We start from the raw sequence: 20,808 nt of genomic DNA on the forward strand, positions 1-20,808 counted from the left end.
ACCACGCTCTCCGGCCTGTCGGTCCGCACGGGCGCGCCGCTCATGTAGACATGCGGGACATGGCGCGTCCGCAGGACGGTCTCGACCGCATTGATCCCGCTGCCGCGGCCCAGGGTCACGTCGACGATCATCAGGTCCGGGCTGCACCGCAGCGCCGCCGCCACCGCGCCGTCCTCGGTGGTCTCCGTCGCGCAGACCTCGTGCCCCATCGCCTGCAGCGTCATGGCGAGCAGCATCCCGATGACGGCGTTGTCCTCCACCACGAGGATTCGAAGCGCTCTCATCGATGGGCCTCTCCCTGATCCGCGATATCGTGCTGCTGGCGCGCTGTCCGGACGTCCAGGCAGCACCCCTTTCGCATCCGCGGCGCGGATGCGCGTCACATGTGGCAGAGAGTCCGCCCGACGGTCGCCGCGCGATGCGCCAGCGACTCAACTCGGCCGCGCGGTCGTCCACATCCCGTATATATGGCGCCGCGAATGCGGACCGCATACCGTTATCGCGAGCCCGAGAACGGAACAATCAAAGGGGGCGTATGGATGCATGGAAGGACGCCCGCCAATCGCCTGTTATCCAAATGATCGCACCTGTCCTGCCGGGACCGCCGCGTGGCTCGATCCTTCGTGCTCCGGGCCGAGAGGCAGCGCAATGCGCGCCGCGGGTCATGACCCTCAGCGCGTTGCGAGGATGACCTGAAGAAGCCCACCAAGGCGCCGGCGGACCGATCGCGTCCGCGGGCGGCGCCCGTGCCGCGTCCGCAGGCACTCGCGGCAGCACCGCCGCCGGCGGCCAGGGACGACCTCGTGATCGTCGGCATCGGCGCCTCGGCCGGCGGTCTCGATGCCTGCCGAAGGCTGATCGAAGCCCTGGCGGACGGCAGCGGCATGGCGCTGATCCTCGTCCAGCATCTCGATCCGAACCACGAAAGCATGCTGGTCGATCTGCTGGCGACGCACACCGCGATGACGGTGCGCCAGGCCACGGACGGCATGCCGATCGAGCGCGGCCACCTCTACGTGATCCCGCCAGGCATGTACCTGTCCATCGGTGAGGGAGCCCTGCACCTGACGGAACCGAGGGCGCGCCACGGCGCGCGCCTGCCGTTCGACTTCCTGCTGCACTCGATGTCCGCGGAGATCGGCCCGCGCGCCGCCGGCGTGATCTGACCAGCTCCCGACCGCAAATCTCATGCGTGGATGTCCGGTCCGCCCCGCGCCTCGGCAAGCCTGGAGAATCGGGCCCTCGCCCAGAGCCGCCATCGCAGGAGGTTTCGGCCGGTACATGTGAAACCCCCACGCTGCCTCGCGCGTTAGACACCAGATGCAATGGGCCACGGGTGGAGTACGACGATGAAGGCTATGCCAGAACAGGCCAAGGGGCAGACCTCCGCTGCGGAAGAATGGCCCCTCGGTCCTGATGATCGCGCGGGCCTCCGTGGCGCACTTCCCTTCCGATTGGCTGGGCTTGCCGAATCGTCCCCCGACACGACCGCCGGGCGCATGGAGCGGGCGCCGAATGGTGGCGGCGCCACGATGCTGCACGCGATGGTCTCGCCCCCCGATGAGGTCCGCCGGCATGTCTCGCATCCCATTGATATCCATGTCGGTGCCCGGATGCGGCTGCGGCGCCGCTTTCTTGGCATGAGCCAGACGAAGCTGGCCGATGCGATCGGCATCACCTTCCAACAGGTCCAGAAATTCGAGCGAGGCTTAAGCCGGATCGCCGCCAGCAGGCTCCACGACGTCTCCCGCGCCCTCGACGTGCCGGTGTCGTTCTTCTTCGACGCCTTGCCGGCCGAGGCCGGTGGCCTTGCCGTGGACTCGCGCGGCACGGAAGAGGCCGAGGCGCGGAACAACCTGCAGCCCAGCGAGATGCATGGGCGCGAGACACTGGACCTGGTGCGGGCGTACTACGCGCTTGCGGATCCTGAGGTGCGCAAGCGGATACTTGAACTCGTGCGGAGCTTGGCACCAGCCGCGTAGGCAAATTGGGGCGTCCTGCTTTGGGACCACGAACTTGGTGACTCGCCCGGCGATGGGGCGTTTCCCGGCAGAATGTCCGTCGTTAAATGCTCTGAGACTGCAGGGGTGGATTCGTAACGAAGGCTCTGACCCATCTGACGGTGAGGTTAGGCAGCGCGCTTTTTAGTGGATCAAGCGGCGCTGCTGGTTGGTCTGCCGTTTGATGCGATGGCGTTCGAGCAAGATAGTGTCGCCGCGACCGTAGTGGACATCGGCTGGGGTGAGGTTCTGCAGGCTCTCGTGGGCGCGGTTGTGGTTCTCTTGCTCTACAACGGCCGCGACCTGCGCCTCCAGGTCGCCGGGCAGGTAGTAGTTCTCGAGCAGGATGCGGTTCTTCAGGGTCCGATGTCACCGCTCGATCTTGCGCTCGGTCTGCGGATAGCACGGCGCACCGCGGAAATGGTCCATTGCATTCCCGGCCAGCTACTGTGTCAGTTCGCTGGCGATGTAGCAGGCCCCGATGTCGGACAGCAGGCGCGGGCGGTACCGCAAGCGGCCCTGCGTGGAGCCTGAGGCAGTGAGCGCTATCTCCAGGGCTTCGGTGACATCGCGCGCTGCCATAATGGTTCAGAGCTTCCACGAGACGATACATCGCGAGAAGTCGTCGAGCACGGTGGAGAGGTAGAACCAGCCCCAGCCGATGGCCTTGAACTGGGTGAAGTCGCTCTGCCACAGCTGGTTTCGGCGCCCCACGGGCGCATGCCGAGTTGCAGGCCGAAGGCACGGCGATCGCCCGCAAGCGCGTGGCGCGGCTGATGCGCCAGGCCGGGCTGCGCGGTGTCGTTTCCCGACCACGACGCGGCGCGAGCCGACCCACAGGCCAGCCAATGATCTCGTCGGGCGGGTCTTCGCGGCGCCGGCGCCGAACCTGCTGTGGGTGGCCGACATCACCTATGTGCCGACCGCGGCAGGCTTCCTGTTCCTCGCCGTCGTCCTCGACGCCTGGTCCAGGCGCATCGTTGGCTGGGCGATGGCGAACGACCTGCGCACGCAACTCGTCCTCGATGCGCTCGACGCCGCGCTGCAGGCGGCTCAAGATGGCGCTTCCACGACCGGTTCAAGCTAGGGCACATCGCTGGCCTTCGGGATCCGATGCCAGGAAGCCGGCGTCCGCCCCAGCACCGGATCGGTCGGCGACGCCTACGACAACGCGCTGGCCGAGGCGTTCTTCGCCACCCTCGAGTGCGAGCTGCTTCGACCGGCGCCGCTTCCGCTCCCAGGCAGAGGCCCGTATGGCCGTGTTCCACTTCATCGAGGGCTTCTAAAACCCGACCAAGCGCCATTGGTCCCTCGGCTACCTCTCGCCCATCGAATTCGAAGCGAGGAAGATGCTCATGAAGGACTGACCGCTACCCACAAACCGTCCACCGACGCGGGGCACCTTCATCCCTCGCTTCGCGGCGTGACTATGCCCATCTGAAAGGCATGGCCCGCAAGCGCATTGGCTACTCCTATCCTGCCTACGCCTGGTTCGCAGAGGCAGGATGGGTATTCATGATGCATAGCGTTCGGATCCTCGCCGATCCCGCCCGAGCAAGTGCCCGCTTGGCCGCCCTTGGGGCCGAAAAGCGCAAGGCCTTTGCCGAAGGCGCCATAAAGGCCAGCGCCGCCGCCTTACGCGGAGCAGAGCTGCAAATCATCGCGAAAAAGGCCATGGCACCCGCCCGCCGTCGTGTTCGGGCAAATGCGGCGAGAATTCGGAAAGGATAGGGGCAAGTCGGGCGAAGGGATTGTCCTGAAGCGTTGTCCGACGTCCGCCTGCGGCGCTGCCCACCGAATGCCGTGCCGCCGATTTTGACAGAAGGGCGAATCGCGAACTCGGCCGGCCCGGGCAGCACGCCCCTTTTCGAAGCGGGCACACGTGTTGGCTGGGCGTGCCTGAGCGGCTGGGCTGTCGACCGCATGTTCGACCGCTGATCGCTAGCTGCGGCGATCTGGGCTTCGGCCACAGCGCCAACGTCGCCACCTTTCGGTCTTTGGTTCAGGCGGCGCCACCCGCGCGACCGTGATGGTGCCCTGCCCACGCGTCGTTCTCGTCATGGAAGCAGGTCGCGGTTGCTATCGTGCAACCTGGTCCACCCACGCCCCCCAGTCGAGAGCTTCACCGAGCAGCCGCGAGCCTGGCCCGCTGAGGTGGTCGCCATCGCGGTAGAGCGGGACGCCGTCCATCTGCGTCGCGCACATCCCGCTGCCGCAAAGCGCGACATCCAGATCGATGACTGGCACGTCCCCGATGGTGCGAATTGTCGCCAGCAGATCCCTGAGCGGTAGGCGCGCGGCTTCATAGGTGGCCCGGGTATAGCTGCAGTCAGGGAAGGGCGAGACCGTAGGTCGGCCGGCTGCCGCACGGTCGAGGCAGCGCCCCATGTCGAGGCCGACAATTGGCGGCGGGGCGAAGAGGACGACCCGCTTGCCCAGCTCGCGCAGCCGCTCGACGGTAGCTGCCAGGGCATGAAGTAGCGCCTCCAGATCCTGCGGCTGCTCCGACAGGCCTTCGGGCGTGGCGACGAGCTGCCGCCAGCTGCGCGCCTCGCCGCCCGGGATATACTGCACGAGGGCGCTGGAGAGGACGACCGTGCCGATCTCCGGTTGGCTCGCGATGTAGTCCAGGACCGATCGGTTGAATCGGATGCAGCTCTCGCCCCAGGCGCGCGGGTTCTGGCCGTGATTGATCGGCGCGAGGTCGATGAAGGGCCCGCACACGCTGCGGGTTGCCTGGATAAGGCCGCCCGACGTGGTTGCCGCGAGGCCGGGCGACAGTGCCATGGCAAAGGAATCGCCCCAGAGGAGAGTGGCGGTACCCGTAGGGCCCTGGGTCGGTGGGCTGCGACATTCTGCCAAGGGCAGGAAGCGGTCGCGGAAGTCGCACGCCGGCGACAGGCCCTGGCCGCCGCCGCGCGCGACCGTCGTGGGGGTCGTGAGCGACCGGCTGGCGACGTAGGTCGCCCCAACCAGCAGCAACGGCACCAACACGAATCCCGCCAGTCGGAGCGGCGTCAGGTCAAGGCCGCGGAAGCGCTGTTCGACGAAGCGGTACTGCAGCGCAGCGCCCCCGAGAGATGCCAGCACGATCAGCGCGCGCAGCGAGGGCGGCACCGGGCCGATGAAGACATGGCTGGCGAAGACGAAGAGCGGCCAGTGCAGCAGGTAGAGCGAGTAGGATCGGTTGCCGAGCCAGACCAGCGGCGCCAGTCCAGCCTGCCACCGCCCGCCCGGGGCTCCCGGCAGCAGAAGGATCGCCGTCGCGAGGCAGGCCAGCAGGGCAGCGAGGCCAGGATGGCTGTCCTTCGACGCGAGCAGCGGCAGCAGCAGCAGCGCGCTGGCGCAGGCGAGGCGCAGCAGCGGCCATGGTCCACGCAGGCCGGCGCGGCGACGCAGCGCCAGGGCAGCCAGGGCGCCAAGGCCGAGTTCCCACGCTCGGGTCGGCAGCATGTAGAAGGTCGCCGATGGGCTCAGCTGGACCAGCGTGAAGCAGAGGCCAGCGCTGACCAGGACCATCAGCGCGACGAGCGCCGGCCGAAGCCGGCATGGGCAAAGCAGCAGCGCCGGCGGAAGCAGGATGTAGAACTGCTCCTCGATGCTCAGCGACCACATGTGCAACAGCGGCTTGAGTGCGGCGCCGCTGCCGAAGTAGCTCGATTGCTGCCAGAGCACGACATTGGCGAAGAAGCCGAAGGCTCCCGCCAGTTGCGGGGCGAAGTCGCGGTATTCCAATGGGTCGAGCAGAAAGGGCGCCACCAGGGCGGTCAGGGTAAGCGTGGCATAGGCCGCGGGGAAGAGGCGGCGAATCCGTCGGGTGTAGAAATCCCGGAAGGTGAACCGGCCATCGTCCAGTGCCTGATCAATGAGCCCCGTGATCAGGAAGCCGGAGATGACGAAGAAGATGTCCACGCCAAGGAAGCCTGCCGGCACCCACGGCCACTCCGCGTGATGCAGCAGAACCAGCAGGATCGCGAGGCCGCGCAGAGCCTGGATATCGACGCGCAGCCCCGTCGCCACGGCAATGTGGTCGGGCAACTCCGCAGCCGTCGCGGGACGCCCCGCAGCGCCGAGGCCCAGGCGATGGCGATGGCGCAGCATCACGCGTGGATGTTGGGGCGAGTCCAGGTGGGAACTCCTTATCGGGCGCTGCGCCACGATTCGGGACGACAGTCAGGGCGGCGCCGCCAGCGACGTCCTGGCTCAGCCAGTGCAGCCGGCGCTTCGGCCAGGCAGTGGCCTGGGCGTAGTGCTTAAACGGCCAAAGCCCCGAAGAGTTTCCGACAGCCCGCCTCGCCCCGCGCATCGGACGCAGCGCCCGAATGCGCGCTGTTTGGCGCAGGCCGGCCGGCGAGACGCATGGCGCAAGACGTCGATGGCGACGAGGACATCGTCGGATCGCCGACACAGGGTGAAGTCCGGGGTCAACGGCGAGGCCGGATGCGGAGATCGGGAGCCAGTCATTCGCTTCGTCGACCAGGGCAGGGCACAGCTCATCCGTGTCTGGCGGCATGGTCAGGGTGTGTTTGGGCGTGTCGGCCCTCGGTGCTCCGGCTGCTGAGCCGGTTCAACGGCACGGCACAAAGGCCTCCGGCCGACCACCCACGCCATGACACTCGCCAAATAGTAGAATACGCATCCCATTCATGAGGCTGAACGAACGTAATTCTGACGCGCTCGATGCCCTGAGTCATAATCACACAAATTATTGATACTGTTACATTACATTTTTAGTGCGATTCCGAATTTTGAAAAGCACAACAATAATTAGAATTCACTTTACTCATCTATTTGGCCAGTTGAACATTTCCATTTTCCAAAGCAAGAGGCGCCCATGAAGGCGAATTTCTTGGAGAGTGAACTTTCGATAATTGATGTGCGTCAGATTTCGGCGAAATGCCCCGCGCCCTATTTTGTTGCGGCGCGGCAAATCTCCATGCCAAATGGCGCTCCCATCAAGGACCGCTGCGATGAACTCCAATCACACGCTGAGTGCGCGCGGCCGTGATTCGGAGCGCCTTGGCATAATAGCGAAATTTGATGCTGACCGCTCAAAGCTAATTTTAGTCCATCATTACCTCGAAATTGCAGCGATGTTTGTCATCCTGATTATTTTTGCTTTTATATTTATTTACGAAATATCAGATTACACATTTATAAGTTTTATAGCATTATTTATAAGTTACGGGCTACTAAATTTGGCGTTTATTCGTTATGAGATTCTCCGTGACATCAATCTCTATGTCTCAGCAGCTCTGTTGTTCGTTCTGGGAATCTGCGTACTGCCCCTCGCGGTCGCGAATTGGCCCGGCGCTCATCTGCCGTCAGGGCTCGTCATCACAACCGCCTCGACCGCTGCGACCGTCTGCCTATCGGTCGTTCTCTGGAGCGTCGGCGCCCAGGCGTTCTTCAGGGACCGCTGCGCCAGGCCGGAGATCACACTCCTGGGGACGCCGGCGACGAACTCGGCCCTTGCAAGAGCGTTATCAAGCCCGTCGCTCGGCGCATGGACGATCGCCGCTGACCTCCGGACCGGGTCGACCGAGGACCTTGCCCGGCTCCGGGAGGTGATCGACGAGAAACAGGTCAAGGTCGTCCTATTCTCCGCTCCTCAGGACAATGTCGCATGCGCCAATCTGCTGCGCAGCCCTCTCGCGGATATCGTCGCCTGCATCCAGCGGGCCGTCGATCCACGCGGACTGAACCCGTTGCAACGCGCGTTGCTGCGTGCGGGACGGCTTCCCTTCGAGCCGCTGTTTCCGTCTCGGCTCACGCGCAGCGAACGTGGCATGAAGCGGTGCTTCGACCTGCTGCTGACGCTCGCGCTCATTGCGCTGGTGGCACCAGTGCTCGTCGTCGCAGCGATCGCAGTCCGGCTGGAATCCCCCGGACCTGTCTTCTTCTCGCAGAGGCGGCTCGGGCGTGGCCACCAGCCCATTCGCGTCTGGAAGCTGCGGACGATGTATGCCGACCTCGGCGACCGTGTCGGGGCGCGACACACGACTGCACACGATCCACGCGTGACGAAGGTCGGCCGCATCCTGCGCCGCACCAGCATCGACGAACTGCCGCAACTGCTGAACGTCCTCGCCGGCGAGATGTCACTGGTCGGCCCGCGGCCGCACACGCCGCACATGCGCGTCGACGGGCGCTACTACTTCGATGCCGTCAGCAGCTATGGGCTGCGTCATCGTGTCAAACCGGGGATCACCGGATGGGCCCAGGTGTGCGGCTCGCGTGGCGCCGTTGACACGGTGCAGAAGGCCGCCCGTCGGCTCGAGCTGGACCTCTGGTATATCGACAACTGGTCACTCTGGCTTGATCTCAAGATCGTCCTGCGCACCGGCTTCGGCGGCTTCCTCTCGCTGCAGGCGGATTGAGCGCGTGTCCGCCGACACAAAGGAGTTCGAAGCGGTTCGGCAAGACCGACAAGCATCCCGCGCGGTCGTGCACATGGCGCAGCGATACGCCATCGCCCTGGCGGGCCCGATCGGCGCTGCTGCCGCACAATTCCTTCTCTCGATGCAGGCGCTGCACCTGCTGTCCCCCGAGGCCTTCGGCAGGTTTGCCTTCCTGCTCGTCGCACAGCAGTTCAGCCTCGGGATCTGGAGCGCATTGCTGTGTGCCCCGATGCCGGTGCTGTTGGAACAGTGCTTGCCCGCGGAGCGCGCCGCGCTGTCTCGATGCCTGTTTGCGACCAATCTCTGCCTCACGGCGATCATGACGGTCGCCTTCGCGCTGGTCGGCGCGGCACTCGGGCAGGATGCCTGGGACAAGGCGGTGTTTGCCGCATTCGCGGGCGCCGCCCTGTTGCGCAGCTTCGCCCGCGCGCATGCATATGCGACGGCCGTGCCCCTGCGCACCGTGGGCTCCGACCTGCTCTACGCAGCCTTGGTGCTGGCTGGCGTCGCCTTCATCCAGTTCAGCGGGGCGGCTGACCCGAGCATGCCCTACCTCGTGCTGCTCGCCGCCACGCTAGTGGGGCTCGCGCCCTTCGGCCGGGGTTACGTGGCGGCTCAGTTCCGCCATATCTCGCTGCACGATCTTCCGGGCTATCGGCATATCTGGCGGCGTCATTCGGGCTGGTCGCTCATCGGGGTGATGACGACCGAGGCCACCGGCAACGCGCACGCCTATATCGTGACGCTGCTCGTCGGCGCCGCGGCGTTCGCCCCGGTCGGGGCCAGCGCCCTTCTCACGCGTCCGATCGGCGTCGCCATGAATGCGGTGACCGAGTTCGAACGGCCGAGGATGGCGCGCCAGGTGGCCGCCCACCAATACGCCGACGCCGATGGTGCCGTGGCGGGGCTGCGCTGGATGCTGATAGCCGTCTGGTGCGCCACGGCGCTGGCGTTAGTCGTGCTGGCGCTCATCGCACCCAGGATCATGTTCACGGCCCAGTACGATTCCTCGGTGCTGGCGGTCGGTCTCGTGCTGTGGATGGCCGTAGCAGCCCTACGCCTGCTCCGGTTACCGGACAGCGTGCTGCTGCAGGCGGCCGGCGACTTCCGGGGGCTCGCCTCGGCGAGCTCGGTCTCCTGCGGCGTCTCGGTGGTGGCTGTCCTCGTGCTGGTCCTTGCCTGCGGGCCTGTCTGGTCGATTGCCGGCGTGCTGGCCGGCGAGGCCGCCTTCGCCGTCGCGACCTGGCGCCAGGTGCGGCGTTGGCGCGCGAGGCACGCCATCCCGGGGGCATCGACGCAGGGGGCGCCGGCATGACGGTCACCATCGGGATCAAGGCGTACAACGAGGAGCGGCACATCGCCGCATGCCTCACCAGCGCGGTCGCTGCGGCTCGGCAGGTCGGCGGGGTGATGGTGCTGGCTGACGCCGGTTCGGGGGACCGCACCGTCGCCATCGCGCGCGGCTTCCCGGTGCGCATCGTCCAGCTTGCCGATGCCCGCCGGCGGTCCTGCGGCGCCAGCGCGCAGTTGGCCTTCCTGCACGCCGAGGGAGAGTACTTCTACCTGCTTGATGGCGACATGGTGATGCACCGCGACTTCCTACCCGCGGCCATTGCCTTCCTCGATGCCAATCCGGAGGTCGCTGGCGTGGGCGGCCGGGTGCGCGAGGTCAACACCGACAATCAGGAGTTCCAGATCCGGGCCCTGGCCGTCGAAGCCGATCGCAACTGGCGCCCCGGCATCGTGGATCGGCTCGACTGCGGCGGGCTCTACCGCGTTTCGGCCATCCGGGAGGTCGGCTACTTCGCCGATAGCAACCTTCATGCCTTCGAGGAATTCGAACTGGCCGCGCGCCTGCGCAGCCGGGGATGGAAGCTCGCGCGCATCGACCTGCCGGCAGTGGATCACTACGGGCATCGGACGGAGGGCTACCGCTTGCTGTGGCGGCGCCTGGCCTCGGGCTACGCGCGCGCGCCGGGGGAGGTGCTGCGCGCGGCCATCGGGCAGCGCCATCTGCCGATCGTGCTGCGCCGGCTTGGGCATATCCGCCATGGCCTCTGCGTCATCCTGTGGTGGGCCGCCCTTCTGCTAACGCTCGCCGCGCCGCTGTCGCCGCCCGTCCGGATGGGCCTGCTTCTTCTCCTCGTGCTGGGGCCTTGGCTGGGGCTCAGCTGGCGGCGTCGCTCGCTGTGGCTTGGCCTCTACTCCATGGCCGCCTGGAACGTCACGGCGGTCGGATTGCTGCTGGGCCTGCTCTGGCCACGCCGTCCGGCGACGGCGCCACTGCCCGCAACGTCACTCACCGGCTGATCAGCCAGGAAACCCCGGATGGACATGCACGCAATCGACCAATCGATGGAGCGGATCGTCAGCCGGTCGCTGTCCTCCGCCTGGCGTCGCAAGGGTGTTTTCCTGGTCGTCTCGCTGCTCGCGTTCTCGGGCATGGCGATCGGGATCCTCGCGCTGCGTCCATCCTTTGAGGTCGCCACGCTGCTGTTGGCCGGGCAGCGCGGCCCAGAGCCGGTCGCAGGCGCCGCGGGCGCACCGCCGCCCGTATCCACCGCCGCCCTCGTCCAGATGGCGCTGAGCGACGAGGTTGTGGGTGCGGCGCTGGCGCAGAGCGACCTGTCCGGAAGCATCCCGCCGGCCCTGCCGGCTGGGCGCTCGAGGATCGACAGCCTGCGCGAGACGCTGTTCGGGTCCGACGGCATTCGGCGGACGGTGCCACCGGCGATGGCAGACCCTGTGCTGCCCATGCTGAAGCGGCGCATCTCGGTGCGCAGCGAGCCCAACTCCAACGTGATCCGCATTGCCTTTCAGGATCCCGACCCGGTCACGGCAATGCTGTTCGCCAATGCCCTGGCCCAGGCCTTCATGGACCGCCACCTCGTGCTCAGCAGCCAGGCCGGTGCGGCGGAGTTCTTCAACCGCCAACGCGAACGCTTCGACGAGGAACTGCGGCAGGCTTCCGAAGCGCTTGAGCGATTTGGCAGCGCCAATGGCATCTACACGGTCGAACAGCAGCGCGACATGCTGCTGCGGCGACTGAACGACCTCAAGGCGCAGATGGCGGCCAACCGCGTCGTCATCGCCGACAAGCTCGGGCAGCGTCAGGCGCTGGCGGAGCAGCTGCGTCGCCTCGCGCCGGTGGCGCGTTCGCCCTACGTCTCATCCCTCGTGGATGTGCTGGGCGGCGAGCGGCCGGCGGGTGTTCCGCGGACCGGTGATGCCCGCAGCGTCACCGACCGTACGTCGGATCCGCCACTGCTGCTGGTTCGGGTCTACCAAGAGTCGATGGTCGCACTGTTCCGCCTGAACGCCGACCTGGCGGGCGCCGAAGGCCTACGGGAGGAGCAGCAGCTAGAGCATGCGACGCTGACCGCTGACCTGGCGCGCCTTTCGGACCTGACACAGCAGTTCGAATCGCTTCGCCGCGCCGTCACGCAGGCCGGCCAGAATGTCGAGATCTACGCGCGTCGAATGGTCGAGGAGCAGATCAGCGCCGAGCTCCATGCCGCGCGCTTCTCTGCCCTGCGTGTCCTTGAGCGCGCTGGCGTGGCAACGCGACCGGCATTCCCGAACTATCCGCTGGTCTTCGCTGCCGCAGGGGTGCTGAGTCTCCTGCTTGGCCTGGTGGCGGCGCTCTTCTGGCCGCGACCTTGAGCGCGCACCTGCCCCCTGCCCTTGATGGCGCGGCAATTCCTCGGCGCCGTCTGCTATCGGCCGAGACGGTCGGGTTCGGCGTCCTTGTCGCGATCATCCTATTGAGCAATGGCTGGGCCGTATTCTCCGTGATGTCCGGAAGCATCGATGTCGCGGATGGCGGCGACGCCGAATCGGGCGACATGTTGCGGCAGGTCGCGTTCCTGACGTTGATGGTGCTGGCCGTCGGCGTGCGCGTCGTGACGTCGAGCGTCGGCGCCGTGAACGCCGTACCGCCAATGCTTATTGCGATCCTTGCCTGGTGCTGGCTGAGCGTTTTCTGGGCCATCGATCCCGGCCTCGCCCTCCGCCGGATCGCCTTCACGACCATCGTCATCGTCACCATCGGCCAATGCGTGCAAATGATGTCCTATCGCCGGGTCATCGAGGCTTTGATGGTGGGGTTTGCCGTCATCCTCCTGGCGGACTGGCTTGCCATCACGCTGCTGCAGCATGCGGTGCATCAGCCCGGACGTTTCGATGATGCGCTGATCGGCGACTGGCGCGGAATCCACGACGGCAAGAACGAGGCCGGCGCCTTCTGTGCGTTGGCATTCATTCTCTTCCTGCATGAGGCCATTCGACAGCGCTCCCTGATGAGCGGCGCCGCCCTCGTGGTGCTGGCTGCCGTCTTCCTCGGGCAGACGCATTCGAAGACGTCGATGGCCATGGTGGCCGCCGCACTCGCGGTCGGCTTCCTTGTCCAGGCCGGATACGGCAGCCCGCGCGCGAAGCAGGCGGTCCTATTGCTGGGCGGCGGTATCCTCCTCGCCGCCCTCATCGCCTTTCGCGATGACATCGCGCGCGAATTCGTCTGGATGGTCGCCGACCCCGCATCGCTCACGGGCCGCGTGCAGATCTGGCCTGCCCTCATGACCTTCGTCGGAGACCACCCGCTGTTGGGCTCGGGCTACGGCTCCTTCTGGGGGATTGGCGCAGAAAGCCCGATCCAGTCCTACGGGTCGGGCTGGATCATCGAAATATTCTCCGCCCACAACGGGTATCTCGACATCCTCGTGCAGACCGGCGGCATCGGTCTCGCCGTGGCGCTCCTGTGTCTCGTGGTGCTTCCGATGCACGTGCTGCTCAATGCGCCACTCGCTCCGGGTACGTCGCGCAGCCTGATCTGCGCCCTGCTCGTCTTCGGCTGGCTGCGGGACCTGCTGGAGAGCTCGCTGCTTGACCGGGCGAATGCGACCTGGGTGGTGATGGTGGTGATGTACTGCCTGTTGCGCCGGACTGCGATGCCGCGGCAGCGCGCCGGCGGACACGCATCCGTGGCCGGCCCGTCACCGGAGCCGGTATGATGCAGCAGCGACGTGAGATCCATGGATCAGGTGCCCTGGCCATGGCCCCGGCGATCGCATTCCACGTGTGGCCGCCCGTGACGAAACTTTGCCGGCGTCAACCAACGTGACCGCGACATCGGGTGCCGGGACGCTGACCGTGGGCGGCATCGCGACCTCGCGATGCACGCGGGCGGAGCTTGCCGCGCAGATGCGCGCCGACTGCGTGCGGGCGCGGGCCGACAGGCTTGTACGACCGCGCCTCGTCTTTTCCTCGAATGGCTCCGTCATCGCCGACTTCCATCGTGATCGGGCTTTCCGTGCGACGCTCTCCCAGGCCGACATCATAGATGCCGATGGCATGCCGCTGGTGATGGCGACCCGGCTGCTGTGCCGCAACCCGTTGCGGGAGCGCGTGTCGACCACCGACTTCATCCACGACGCGGCTAGGGCGGCGGTGGCCGACGGGCTTCGCTTCTACTTCCTCGGCGCAGCCCCGGGCGTCGCCGCCGAGGCGGGGAACCGCCTGCGCCGCCAGCACCCCGGCCTTGACATCGTCGGCATCCGCCACGGCTATTTCGCGCCGGAGCAGGTCGCGGAGATCTGCGCCGAAGTGACACGACGACGCACCGACGTGCTCTGGGTCGGACTCGGGAGCCCGCGTCAGGAAACATTCGCCGTGGCATGCCAGGCGCAGCTTGCCGGGGTTGGCTGGATACGCACCTGCGGCGGGATGTTTGACCATTGTGCCGGCCGGGTTCGCCGCGCGCCGGGCTGGATGCAGAAATCCGGTCTCGAATGGCTGCATCGTGCGATGCTGGAACCGCGGCGGCTCGGCCCGCGCTATCTTACGACCAATCCGCTGGCCGCCTTCCACCTGCTCACCAAGACGCGCGATTGATGGCGGACCTCATTCCCCGCCGCGCCTGGCTTGGCGCCGCCCTCGGCGCAACCGGCTTCGCGGTTGCCATGCAGTCGCCCGCGCCGTCGACGCAGCCGCCAGCGATGCCGGGCCCGCGCGACGCGGAGACCTATGCCTGGCGGCGCGTCGCGATCGGCGGTGGCGGCTTCATCACGGGGCTTGCCATGGATCCCACCGGCGCGACGCGCGTTGCGCGCGCCGATGTCTATGGTGCCTATATCTGGCGCACCGACCTCGATCGCTGGGTGCAACTCGTGACCAGCGCGACGATGCCCGAGGAGGACCGCGTACAGGACGGTATGAATGAGGGCGTCTTCGAGGTCGCGGTGGCTCCATCCGATCCGGATCGGATCTACCTTGCCGCCAAGGGGCGAATCTATCGCTCCGATGATCGCGGGGCGCGATTCGCCACGCTGCAGCGTGGCGAACCATTCCCGCTGGCCTTTGACGCCAACAGCGAGCATCGGCTGAGCGGCCCTTTCCTCGCGGTCAATCCACGAGATCCGTCGCTGCTCCTCTTCGGGACTCCGGCCGACGGGCTGTGGCGATCTGCCGACGGTGGCGCCCGCTGGTCCCAGATCGCATCGGTGCCGCTATCGGGCGTGCGGGATGCCGGGATCTGCGTGTGGTTCTCGCCCCAGGCGGCCGGCGGGCATGTCTGGGCGATGTCGCCAGGGTACGGCGTCCATGTCTCGGACGACGCGGGCGAGACCTTTCGGCCGCTCGTGCCGCCGCAGGCCATTCAACCGGCCACGCTTGTCCGAGGCGACTTCGCGCCGGACGGCACTTTTTTTGCGGTGGATGCGGAGAGTCGCAGCGCCTGGCGTTGGCGCGAGGGCACGTGGTCGCGGCTGACCGGCCTGCCGGAGCGGCGCTTCGTGGCCGTCGCGGTGCATCCACGCGGAGGCCAGATCCTGGTGTTCGACGAGGGCGGCCGCACCTACCGCTCGACCGATGGCGGCGCGGCCTGGGTGCGCCTGCAGCACCGGTCACGCGTGGGGCCAGGTGATCCTCCATGGCTGCACGTCAGCAATCAATCCTACTTTGCCATGGGGATGGTGCTGTTCGATCCGGTGGCCGCTGATCGGCTCTGGGTGGGCGCCGGCACAGGCGTCTATGCCGCTGATCTACCGCCGCGCGGTCCGCTCGCGCTCACGCCGCCGGTGCTGGAATGGGTGAGCCAGACCCGCGGCATCGAGGAACTCGTAGCGAACGACGTCGTCCACCCGCCGGGCGGCGCGCCGCTCTTTGCGGCCTGGGATTTCGGGATCCATCGCAAGGAATCTCTCGATGAGTTCTCGCGCGGATTCGGCCCGCGTGAGCGGGTCCTGATCGCCGCGCAGCAACTCGCCTGGAGCCCGGCCGACCCGCGGGTCATCGTCACCAACGCGTCCGACACGCGCACCGATTGCTGCGCCGAGGATGGCGACGCCGTGATGGCCGGCTACAGCCTTGATGGCGGTCGACGCTGGACGAAGTTCGCGACCCTGCCGCAGCCCCCCGGCACCGACGCATCGGATCCCTGGCGGATGTCCTTCGGGACCATCTCACTGGCCTCGGACGATACGCGCAACATCGTCTGGGCTCCCTCGCACCATCGTTCTCCCTTCTATACGCGCGACCGGGGGGCGAGCTGGCATCGTGTCGTCCTATCCGGCGAAGTCCTGCCCTTCACCGGGTCGCATTCCGCCCACCACTTTCATCGCAAGACGCTGGCGGCCGACCCGGTCCTGTCGGGGACCTTCTACCTCGTGCACAGTGGGGACGGCGCCAATCCAGGCCTCGCGGGCTTATGGGTAACGCGCGATGGCGGCGCGGAATGGGAGCGGGTCTTCGCCGGGGAGATCGCGCCTGAAAGCCAGTACAGCGCCAAGCTGCGACCGGTGCCCGGCCGTTCCGCGGACCTGTTCTTCACCTCGGGCGTCGCCGGAACAGGGGATACGCGGTTGCGGCGCAGCACCGATGGCGGCAAGACATGGATCGCTCTCGATGGCATCCGCCGCGTCGACGACGTCGGCTTCGGCAGGCCGGGCCCTGGATCCGATGAGCCGACCTGCTTCATCTCGGGCCAGGTCGAGGGCCGCTACGGGATCTGGCGCTCGACCGATGGCGGTGCGGGCTGGACCATGATCGGTCGCTTCCCGGTCGGGACGCTCGATCAGGTGGTCGTCGTCGCCGGTGACCCCGACCGCTTCGGACGGGTCTATCTCGGCTACAAGGGCTCAGGCTGGATCCATGGCGCTCCGGCGCCATGCTCGGCCGCGCCCTACGCCTTCCCCGACGCGGAGGAATGCCATGGGCTGCGTCATGCGTGAACCGTCAGAACAGCAGGATGGCAAGCACGGCCAGCAGTGCCAGCCAGAATGCGCCGCCCAGCAGGACGCCCCAGTTCAGTCCACGCAGGCTGGCGACCTCGTCTTCTGGAGGCGCACTGTCATCTCCCTTCCGCGGTCCTCTGTCGGCCCGATCCGGATCGGGCGGGCGCGGTGCTTCTCGGGTCGGTGGCGCCATTCCTACCATGGCACACAGCCATGAGCGTCGCCTCGCGACCGGGAGGTCCTCGCAGGTTGCTCTTCGTGGTGACGCATTCGGCCGGCGGCGGCACGCAGGAACTGTGGGCCAACCTCACTGAAGGGTTCCGCGGCCGCGGGCACCAGGCACGGCTGGTGGCGCTCTATCCACACCAGGACAGCGCGCCGGCCGGCACGGCCGGGGAGGACTGGCAATACCTGGTGAAACAGCGGCCGACGTCGCTTGCCGGCATGGCCGGCTTGCTGCACGCCCTGGTTCGACTGCTGCGCCGGGAAGCGCCGGACGTGGTCCTGACCGCCATGCCCGCCGCCAACGCACTGCTGCCGCTGGCCGCGACGCTGGCCGGCGGGCGTAGCCGCGTCGTGATATCGCATCACGCGCTTGTCGATACGTATGCCCCGTTGCTGAAGAGGCTGGATGCGCTGTTTGCCCGGCTGCCGCGCGTCAGTACCGTTGTCTGCGTGTCCGATGCGGTCGCAGCCTCGCTCGACGGCAGTGCGGCGTCCTACGGGTCCAAGCGGCGGACGATCCACAACGCGTTGCCGCCTTCGGTGGAGGCCCGGCTTGCCGGCCTCTCGCGCGGGCTGGACCGGCAGCGGGCGCGCGGGCGCAGTGTGGTGGCGACCGGGCGCCTCGCCGCACAGAAGAACTACCCGGTGCTCGTTCGCGCCGCGGCCGAGATCCCCGATGTCGACATACAGGTGGTGGGCGCGGGCCCGGACGAGGCGGCCCTGAAGGCGCTGGCGCAGGAGCTTGGCGTCACCGACAAGGTCCGGTTCCTGGGCCACCGGCCGCGTGAGGAGGCACTGGCCCGGCTCGCGAACGGGGACATCTTCGTGCAGCCGAGCCTGTTCGAGGGCCACAGCCTTGCATTGATCGAAGCGGCGAAGCTTGGTCTGCCGCTGATCGTCTCCGACGTACCGGTTCAGATCGAAGGAATCACGGCTGCCGACGGCCAGCGCTGCGGCATAGCCGTGGACCCGCATGACCCGGCTGCGTTGGCGGCTGCAGTCCGGGGCCTGCTGGACGAACCCAAGCAATACGGGCAGTGGTCGGAGCTGGCCCGGCATCTCGGTTCCTCTAGTACCTTTGACACCATGCTCGATCAGTACGAGGCCCTGCTCTGACTCGGATCGCGCCAGACGGACCCGGCTCTTGCGCACTTACCGGCCTCGCCATCTGCCCCCCCGCGAGGTCAATTACAAGTTCTGTTGGCAGGGACTGACGGACTTCTGCAAACCGGTGGTCCTGAACCCGCGATCAGGTCCGGCCGACGGAAGCGCTTCCGGATTCAGAAGCAAGGCCCTTGAGGACACAGTGTAGCCACAGCGCGACGCCGCGCCGCGCATCTGGCGCAGCGAAAGCAGTCCGCTGCCTGGGTCAGAGGGAACCAAGCAAGCGGCATCAGAGTTCTGCGAAGCGCCTGGCGTGATGCCGCTCCGTACAGGATCACCGTCCGTACCCCTCGCGCAGGAGGTCCACGACGGCCAGCGGCTGCGGGCGTGGCACCTGGGCCGCCTGGCGTCGTGCGTAGACCTCATGGAGCAGGACCTCGCCGTCGGCGGCGCGCTTCAGCGTCAGCCGGCGGCTGAACGTCTCCGCCGATCCGGGGTGCCGCCCGATCAGGACGATGCCGGATCGCGGCAACCGGTCCACGAGCAGGGCGAGCATGATGTCGGCGGACAGAGGGTCAAGCGCATCCGTCGCATCGCCCAGCACGATCCAGTCCGGCCGCAGCAACAGGAGCCGTGCAAAGGACAGGCGCTGCAACTCCGCTGCGCTCAGCATGCGGGCCCAATCGGCCGACTCATCCAGGCGATCCGCCAAATGCCCGAGGCCGACGCTGTCGAGCGCGGAACCGAGGTCTGCGTCCTGGTGGCGCAACGGCTGGTCCGAGAAGGCGATGGCCCGCCGCAAGGACCCCGCGGGCAGGAAGGGCCTGGGGCCGACGGCCATCATGGCCGCATCGGCCGGCAGGTCGACCCGGCCGCGCCCCCAGGGCCAGATGCCGGCCAGCACGCGGAACAGCGCGCTCGCCGCCTCCGGGTCACCATCCACCAGGACGCGCTCGCCGGGCTCCACCGTCAGCGTGAGGTCGGACAGCATGGCGGTGCCGTCCGGTGCCGCGACCCACAACCCCCGGACGCCAAGCTCGGCGGTCGGCGCGCGGTCCAGGTTGATCGCCGTCTCCCCCGTCCGCGCGGCCTCCAGGGTGACGACGCGGATCGCCTCGTCGAGCAACAGGACGCGCTCCACCGAGGCGCGCCATTCGGCGATGCGCGCCAGGTTGTCGACCGGCCAGGACAGCGCCGCCGTGACCTGCTGGAACGCCTGCCCCGATTGCATCAGGCGGCCGAGGGAGAGCGTGCCCTCGAGAAACCGGGGCGTGCCGACCAGGATGGGCAGGACCGCGGCCAGCGCCACGTAGCCGGACGAGAAGGCGAGCAGCCGCGCCAGCCCCATGGACTGGTCGTACCAGGATTGCGCGATGGTCTCGAAGGTCGTCCCGAGGCGCTGGCGTTCGAGCGCCTCGCCGCGCGCGATGGCGATCGGCTCCGCGCTCTCGTGCGCACGCACGAGGCTGAAGCGGAAGTCGGCCTCCTTCGTCTGCCGCGCATCCGTGGCGCGCACGAGAGGCCGTCCCAGGAGGTAGGCGAGGACGGCGCCCATGCCGGCATAGCCGAAGGCCAGCGCGACGAGATGTCCCGGCACGCCCAGGCCGAGGATGTGGATCGAGCCCGACAGGGACCACAGGATGCCGACGAAGGTGACGAGCAGCAGGACGCAGTAGAACAGGCTGCTCGCCAGGTCGACGGCGAATTCCGTGGCGATGCGGATGTCCTCGGCGATGCGCCCGTCGGGATTGGCGTGGTCGCCGGGGACGAGGTTTGTCTGGTAGTGCCGCGCATCCTCCATCCAGTCGCCGATGACCCGTGCCGTCAGCCATCGTCGCCAATCGAGCTGCAGGTCCCGGTGGACGACCATGTGCGCCGTATTCGCCGCCATGCTGCCGAGGATGATCAGCACGAAGATACCGATCTGCGTCATGGCATGGTCGGTCGAGCGCCGTTCCAGTGCGTCGAATAGGTCGGCGCTCCAGATGTTGAGCCGGATCGCCAGCGCCACCTGTGCGATGCCGAGCAGGGCGAGCGTCAGTGTCAGCAGGCGCGGCCGCCACTGCATCCGCCCTGTCCAATAGGCGCCGGACAGCTTCACGAAGTCGCGGAAGAACCGCTGGGGGTGGCTCGGTCCGGCCGTGCCGCTCATCGACGCCCCCTTCCTGGAGCAGACCATCCGCATGAGACGCCCATCCGGGCCCCATGGCACGCGCGCCGTTCGGCCGCCGCGTCACACGACGGTGCCGAAGATCTTCCCGATCCCTGCGGTGAGCGCCATCGCCAGCGCGCCCCAGAAGGTGACGCGGGCCGTCGCGCGCAGGACATGCGCACCGCCGGCCCGGGCCCCGATCGCGCCCAGAAGCGCGAGGAAGCCCAGCGACGCCGCGGAGACCACCGCGACCAGCACGCCGGGCGGCGAGACTAGCACCATCAGCAACGGCATGGCCGCGCCGACCGCGAAAGTCGCGGCGGACGTCAACGCGGCCTGGATCGGCCGTGCCGTGGTGATCTCGGAGATGCCGAGTTCGTCGCGCGCATGGGCCGTGAGCGCATCCTTTGCCATCAGCTGCCGGGCGACCTCCCGCGCGACGACCGGGTCGACGCCGCGCCGGGCATAGATCGCGGCAAGCTCCTCGAGCTCCGCCTCAGGCTTCTCGCCCAGTTCCCGACGCTCGCGGGCGAGGTCGGCCTGTTCGGTGTCGGATTGCGAACTGACCGAGACGTATTCGCCGGCGGCCATGGACATGGCGCCCGCAACCAGGCCCGCGACGCCGGCGAGCAGGACGTCGTTCTGCGTGGCGGCCGCGGCCGCGACGCCCACGATCAGGCTCGCCGTGGAGACGATGC

At 67.5% G+C, this 20,808-nt stretch carries 15 protein-coding genes and 2 pseudogenes; 12 read left to right on the top strand and 5 right to left on the bottom strand.

Annotated features, from left to right (window positions below; all coding sequences use genetic code 11):
• Positions 1 to 284, bottom strand: a 284-nt coding sequence (locus GWK15_RS25010; protein ID WP_168044237.1) for a response regulator, incomplete at its 3' end; no start/stop codon positions are given.
• A 462-nt stretch (positions 285 to 746) separates the two neighbouring features.
• Here GWK15_RS25010 and GWK15_RS26465 point away from each other — a divergent pair.
• Complete coding sequence (locus GWK15_RS26465) at positions 747 to 1,166, top strand: chemotaxis protein CheB (protein WP_338147335.1); 420 nt, start codon at positions 747 to 749, stop codon at positions 1,164 to 1,166.
• Positions 1,167 to 1,544: 378 nt separating this feature from the next.
• Positions 1,545 to 1,982 carry a helix-turn-helix domain-containing protein gene (locus GWK15_RS25020; protein WP_209442418.1) on the top strand — a complete coding sequence of 146 codons (438 nt, stop codon included), beginning with the start codon at positions 1,545 to 1,547 and terminating at the stop codon, positions 1,980 to 1,982.
• A gap of 162 nt (positions 1,983 to 2,144) precedes the next feature.
• Here GWK15_RS25020 and GWK15_RS26200 read toward each other — a convergent pair.
• Positions 2,145 to 2,702: pseudogene (locus GWK15_RS26200) on the bottom strand (transposase); the annotation flags it as partial.
• Here GWK15_RS26200 and GWK15_RS26205 point away from each other — a divergent pair.
• Together GWK15_RS26205 and GWK15_RS25040 are read left to right on the top strand one after the other, a co-directional pair.
• Positions 2,702 to 3,367, top strand: a pseudogene (locus GWK15_RS26205) (IS3 family transposase); the annotation flags it as partial. The pseudogenes GWK15_RS26200 and GWK15_RS26205 sit on opposite strands and share 1 nt — an antisense overlap.
• A gap of 79 nt (positions 3,368 to 3,446) precedes the next feature.
• Positions 3,447 to 3,731 (top strand): hypothetical protein, encoded by a 285-nt coding sequence (locus tag GWK15_RS25040; protein WP_168044245.1) that lies wholly within the window; start codon positions 3,447 to 3,449, stop codon positions 3,729 to 3,731.
• Between the two features lie 348 nt (positions 3,732 to 4,079).
• Here the strand turns inward: GWK15_RS25040 and GWK15_RS25045 are convergent, their stop codons facing one another.
• Positions 4,080 to 6,101, bottom strand: coding sequence for an acyltransferase family protein (locus GWK15_RS25045; RefSeq protein WP_168044247.1), 2,022 nt, complete (start codon positions 6,099 to 6,101; stop codon positions 4,080 to 4,082).
• An 869-nt stretch (positions 6,102 to 6,970) separates the two neighbouring features.
• Between GWK15_RS25045 and GWK15_RS25050 the strand changes: the two genes are divergently transcribed.
• From GWK15_RS25050 to GWK15_RS25085, 8 genes are all read left to right on the top strand, one after another.
• Positions 6,971 to 8,380, top strand: a complete 1,410-nt coding sequence (locus GWK15_RS25050; RefSeq protein WP_168044259.1) for an exopolysaccharide biosynthesis polyprenyl glycosylphosphotransferase — start codon at positions 6,971 to 6,973, stop codon at positions 8,378 to 8,380.
• Positions 8,381 to 8,384: 4 nt separating this feature from the next.
• The gene (locus GWK15_RS25055) at positions 8,385 to 9,716 is read left to right on the top strand and encodes a lipopolysaccharide biosynthesis protein (protein WP_168044261.1); all 1,332 of its coding nucleotides are present in this window, start codon (positions 8,385 to 8,387) and stop codon (positions 9,714 to 9,716) included.
• Complete coding sequence (locus tag GWK15_RS25060; protein WP_168044263.1) at positions 9,713 to 10,711, top strand: glycosyltransferase; 999 nt, start codon at positions 9,713 to 9,715, stop codon at positions 10,709 to 10,711. Before GWK15_RS25055 ends, GWK15_RS25060 begins: the two co-directional genes overlap by 4 nt.
• 18 nt (positions 10,712 to 10,729) lie before the next feature.
• Complete coding sequence (locus GWK15_RS25065) at positions 10,730 to 12,064, top strand: GumC family protein (RefSeq protein WP_168044265.1); 1,335 nt, start codon at positions 10,730 to 10,732, stop codon at positions 12,062 to 12,064.
• Complete coding sequence (locus tag GWK15_RS25070) at positions 12,061 to 13,410, top strand: O-antigen ligase family protein (RefSeq protein WP_168044267.1); 1,350 nt, start codon at positions 12,061 to 12,063, stop codon at positions 13,408 to 13,410. The genes GWK15_RS25065 and GWK15_RS25070 overlap by 4 nt, the downstream gene beginning before the upstream one ends.
• 106 nt (positions 13,411 to 13,516) lie before the next feature.
• The gene (locus GWK15_RS25075; protein WP_209442416.1) at positions 13,517 to 14,290 is read left to right on the top strand and encodes a WecB/TagA/CpsF family glycosyltransferase; all 774 of its coding nucleotides are present in this window, start codon (positions 13,517 to 13,519) and stop codon (positions 14,288 to 14,290) included.
• On the top strand, positions 14,290 to 16,626 hold the full coding sequence (locus GWK15_RS25080) for a WD40/YVTN/BNR-like repeat-containing protein (RefSeq protein ID WP_209442417.1): 2,337 nt from the start codon (positions 14,290 to 14,292) through the stop codon (positions 16,624 to 16,626). Before GWK15_RS25075 ends, GWK15_RS25080 begins: the two co-directional genes overlap by 1 nt.
• A 261-nt stretch (positions 16,627 to 16,887) precedes the next feature.
• Entirely contained in the window at positions 16,888 to 17,970 is a 1,083-nt protein-coding gene (locus GWK15_RS25085) for a glycosyltransferase (protein WP_338147337.1), read from the top strand.
• Positions 17,971 to 18,292: 322 nt separating this feature from the next.
• Here GWK15_RS25085 and GWK15_RS25090 read toward each other — a convergent pair whose 3' ends face one another.
• Positions 18,293 to 20,110, bottom strand: coding sequence for an ABC transporter ATP-binding protein/permease (locus GWK15_RS25090; protein WP_168044271.1), 1,818 nt, complete (start codon positions 20,108 to 20,110; stop codon positions 18,293 to 18,295).
• Positions 20,111 to 20,191: 81 nt separating this feature from the next.
• A partial coding sequence (locus GWK15_RS25095) for a VIT1/CCC1 transporter family protein (RefSeq protein ID WP_168044273.1) occupies positions 20,192 to 20,808 on the bottom strand: 617 nt, incomplete at its 5' end.

The organism is Neoroseomonas oryzicola, assembly GCF_012163135.1.
Taxonomy (GTDB): Bacteria; Pseudomonadota; Alphaproteobacteria; order Acetobacterales; family Acetobacteraceae; genus Neoroseomonas; species Neoroseomonas oryzicola.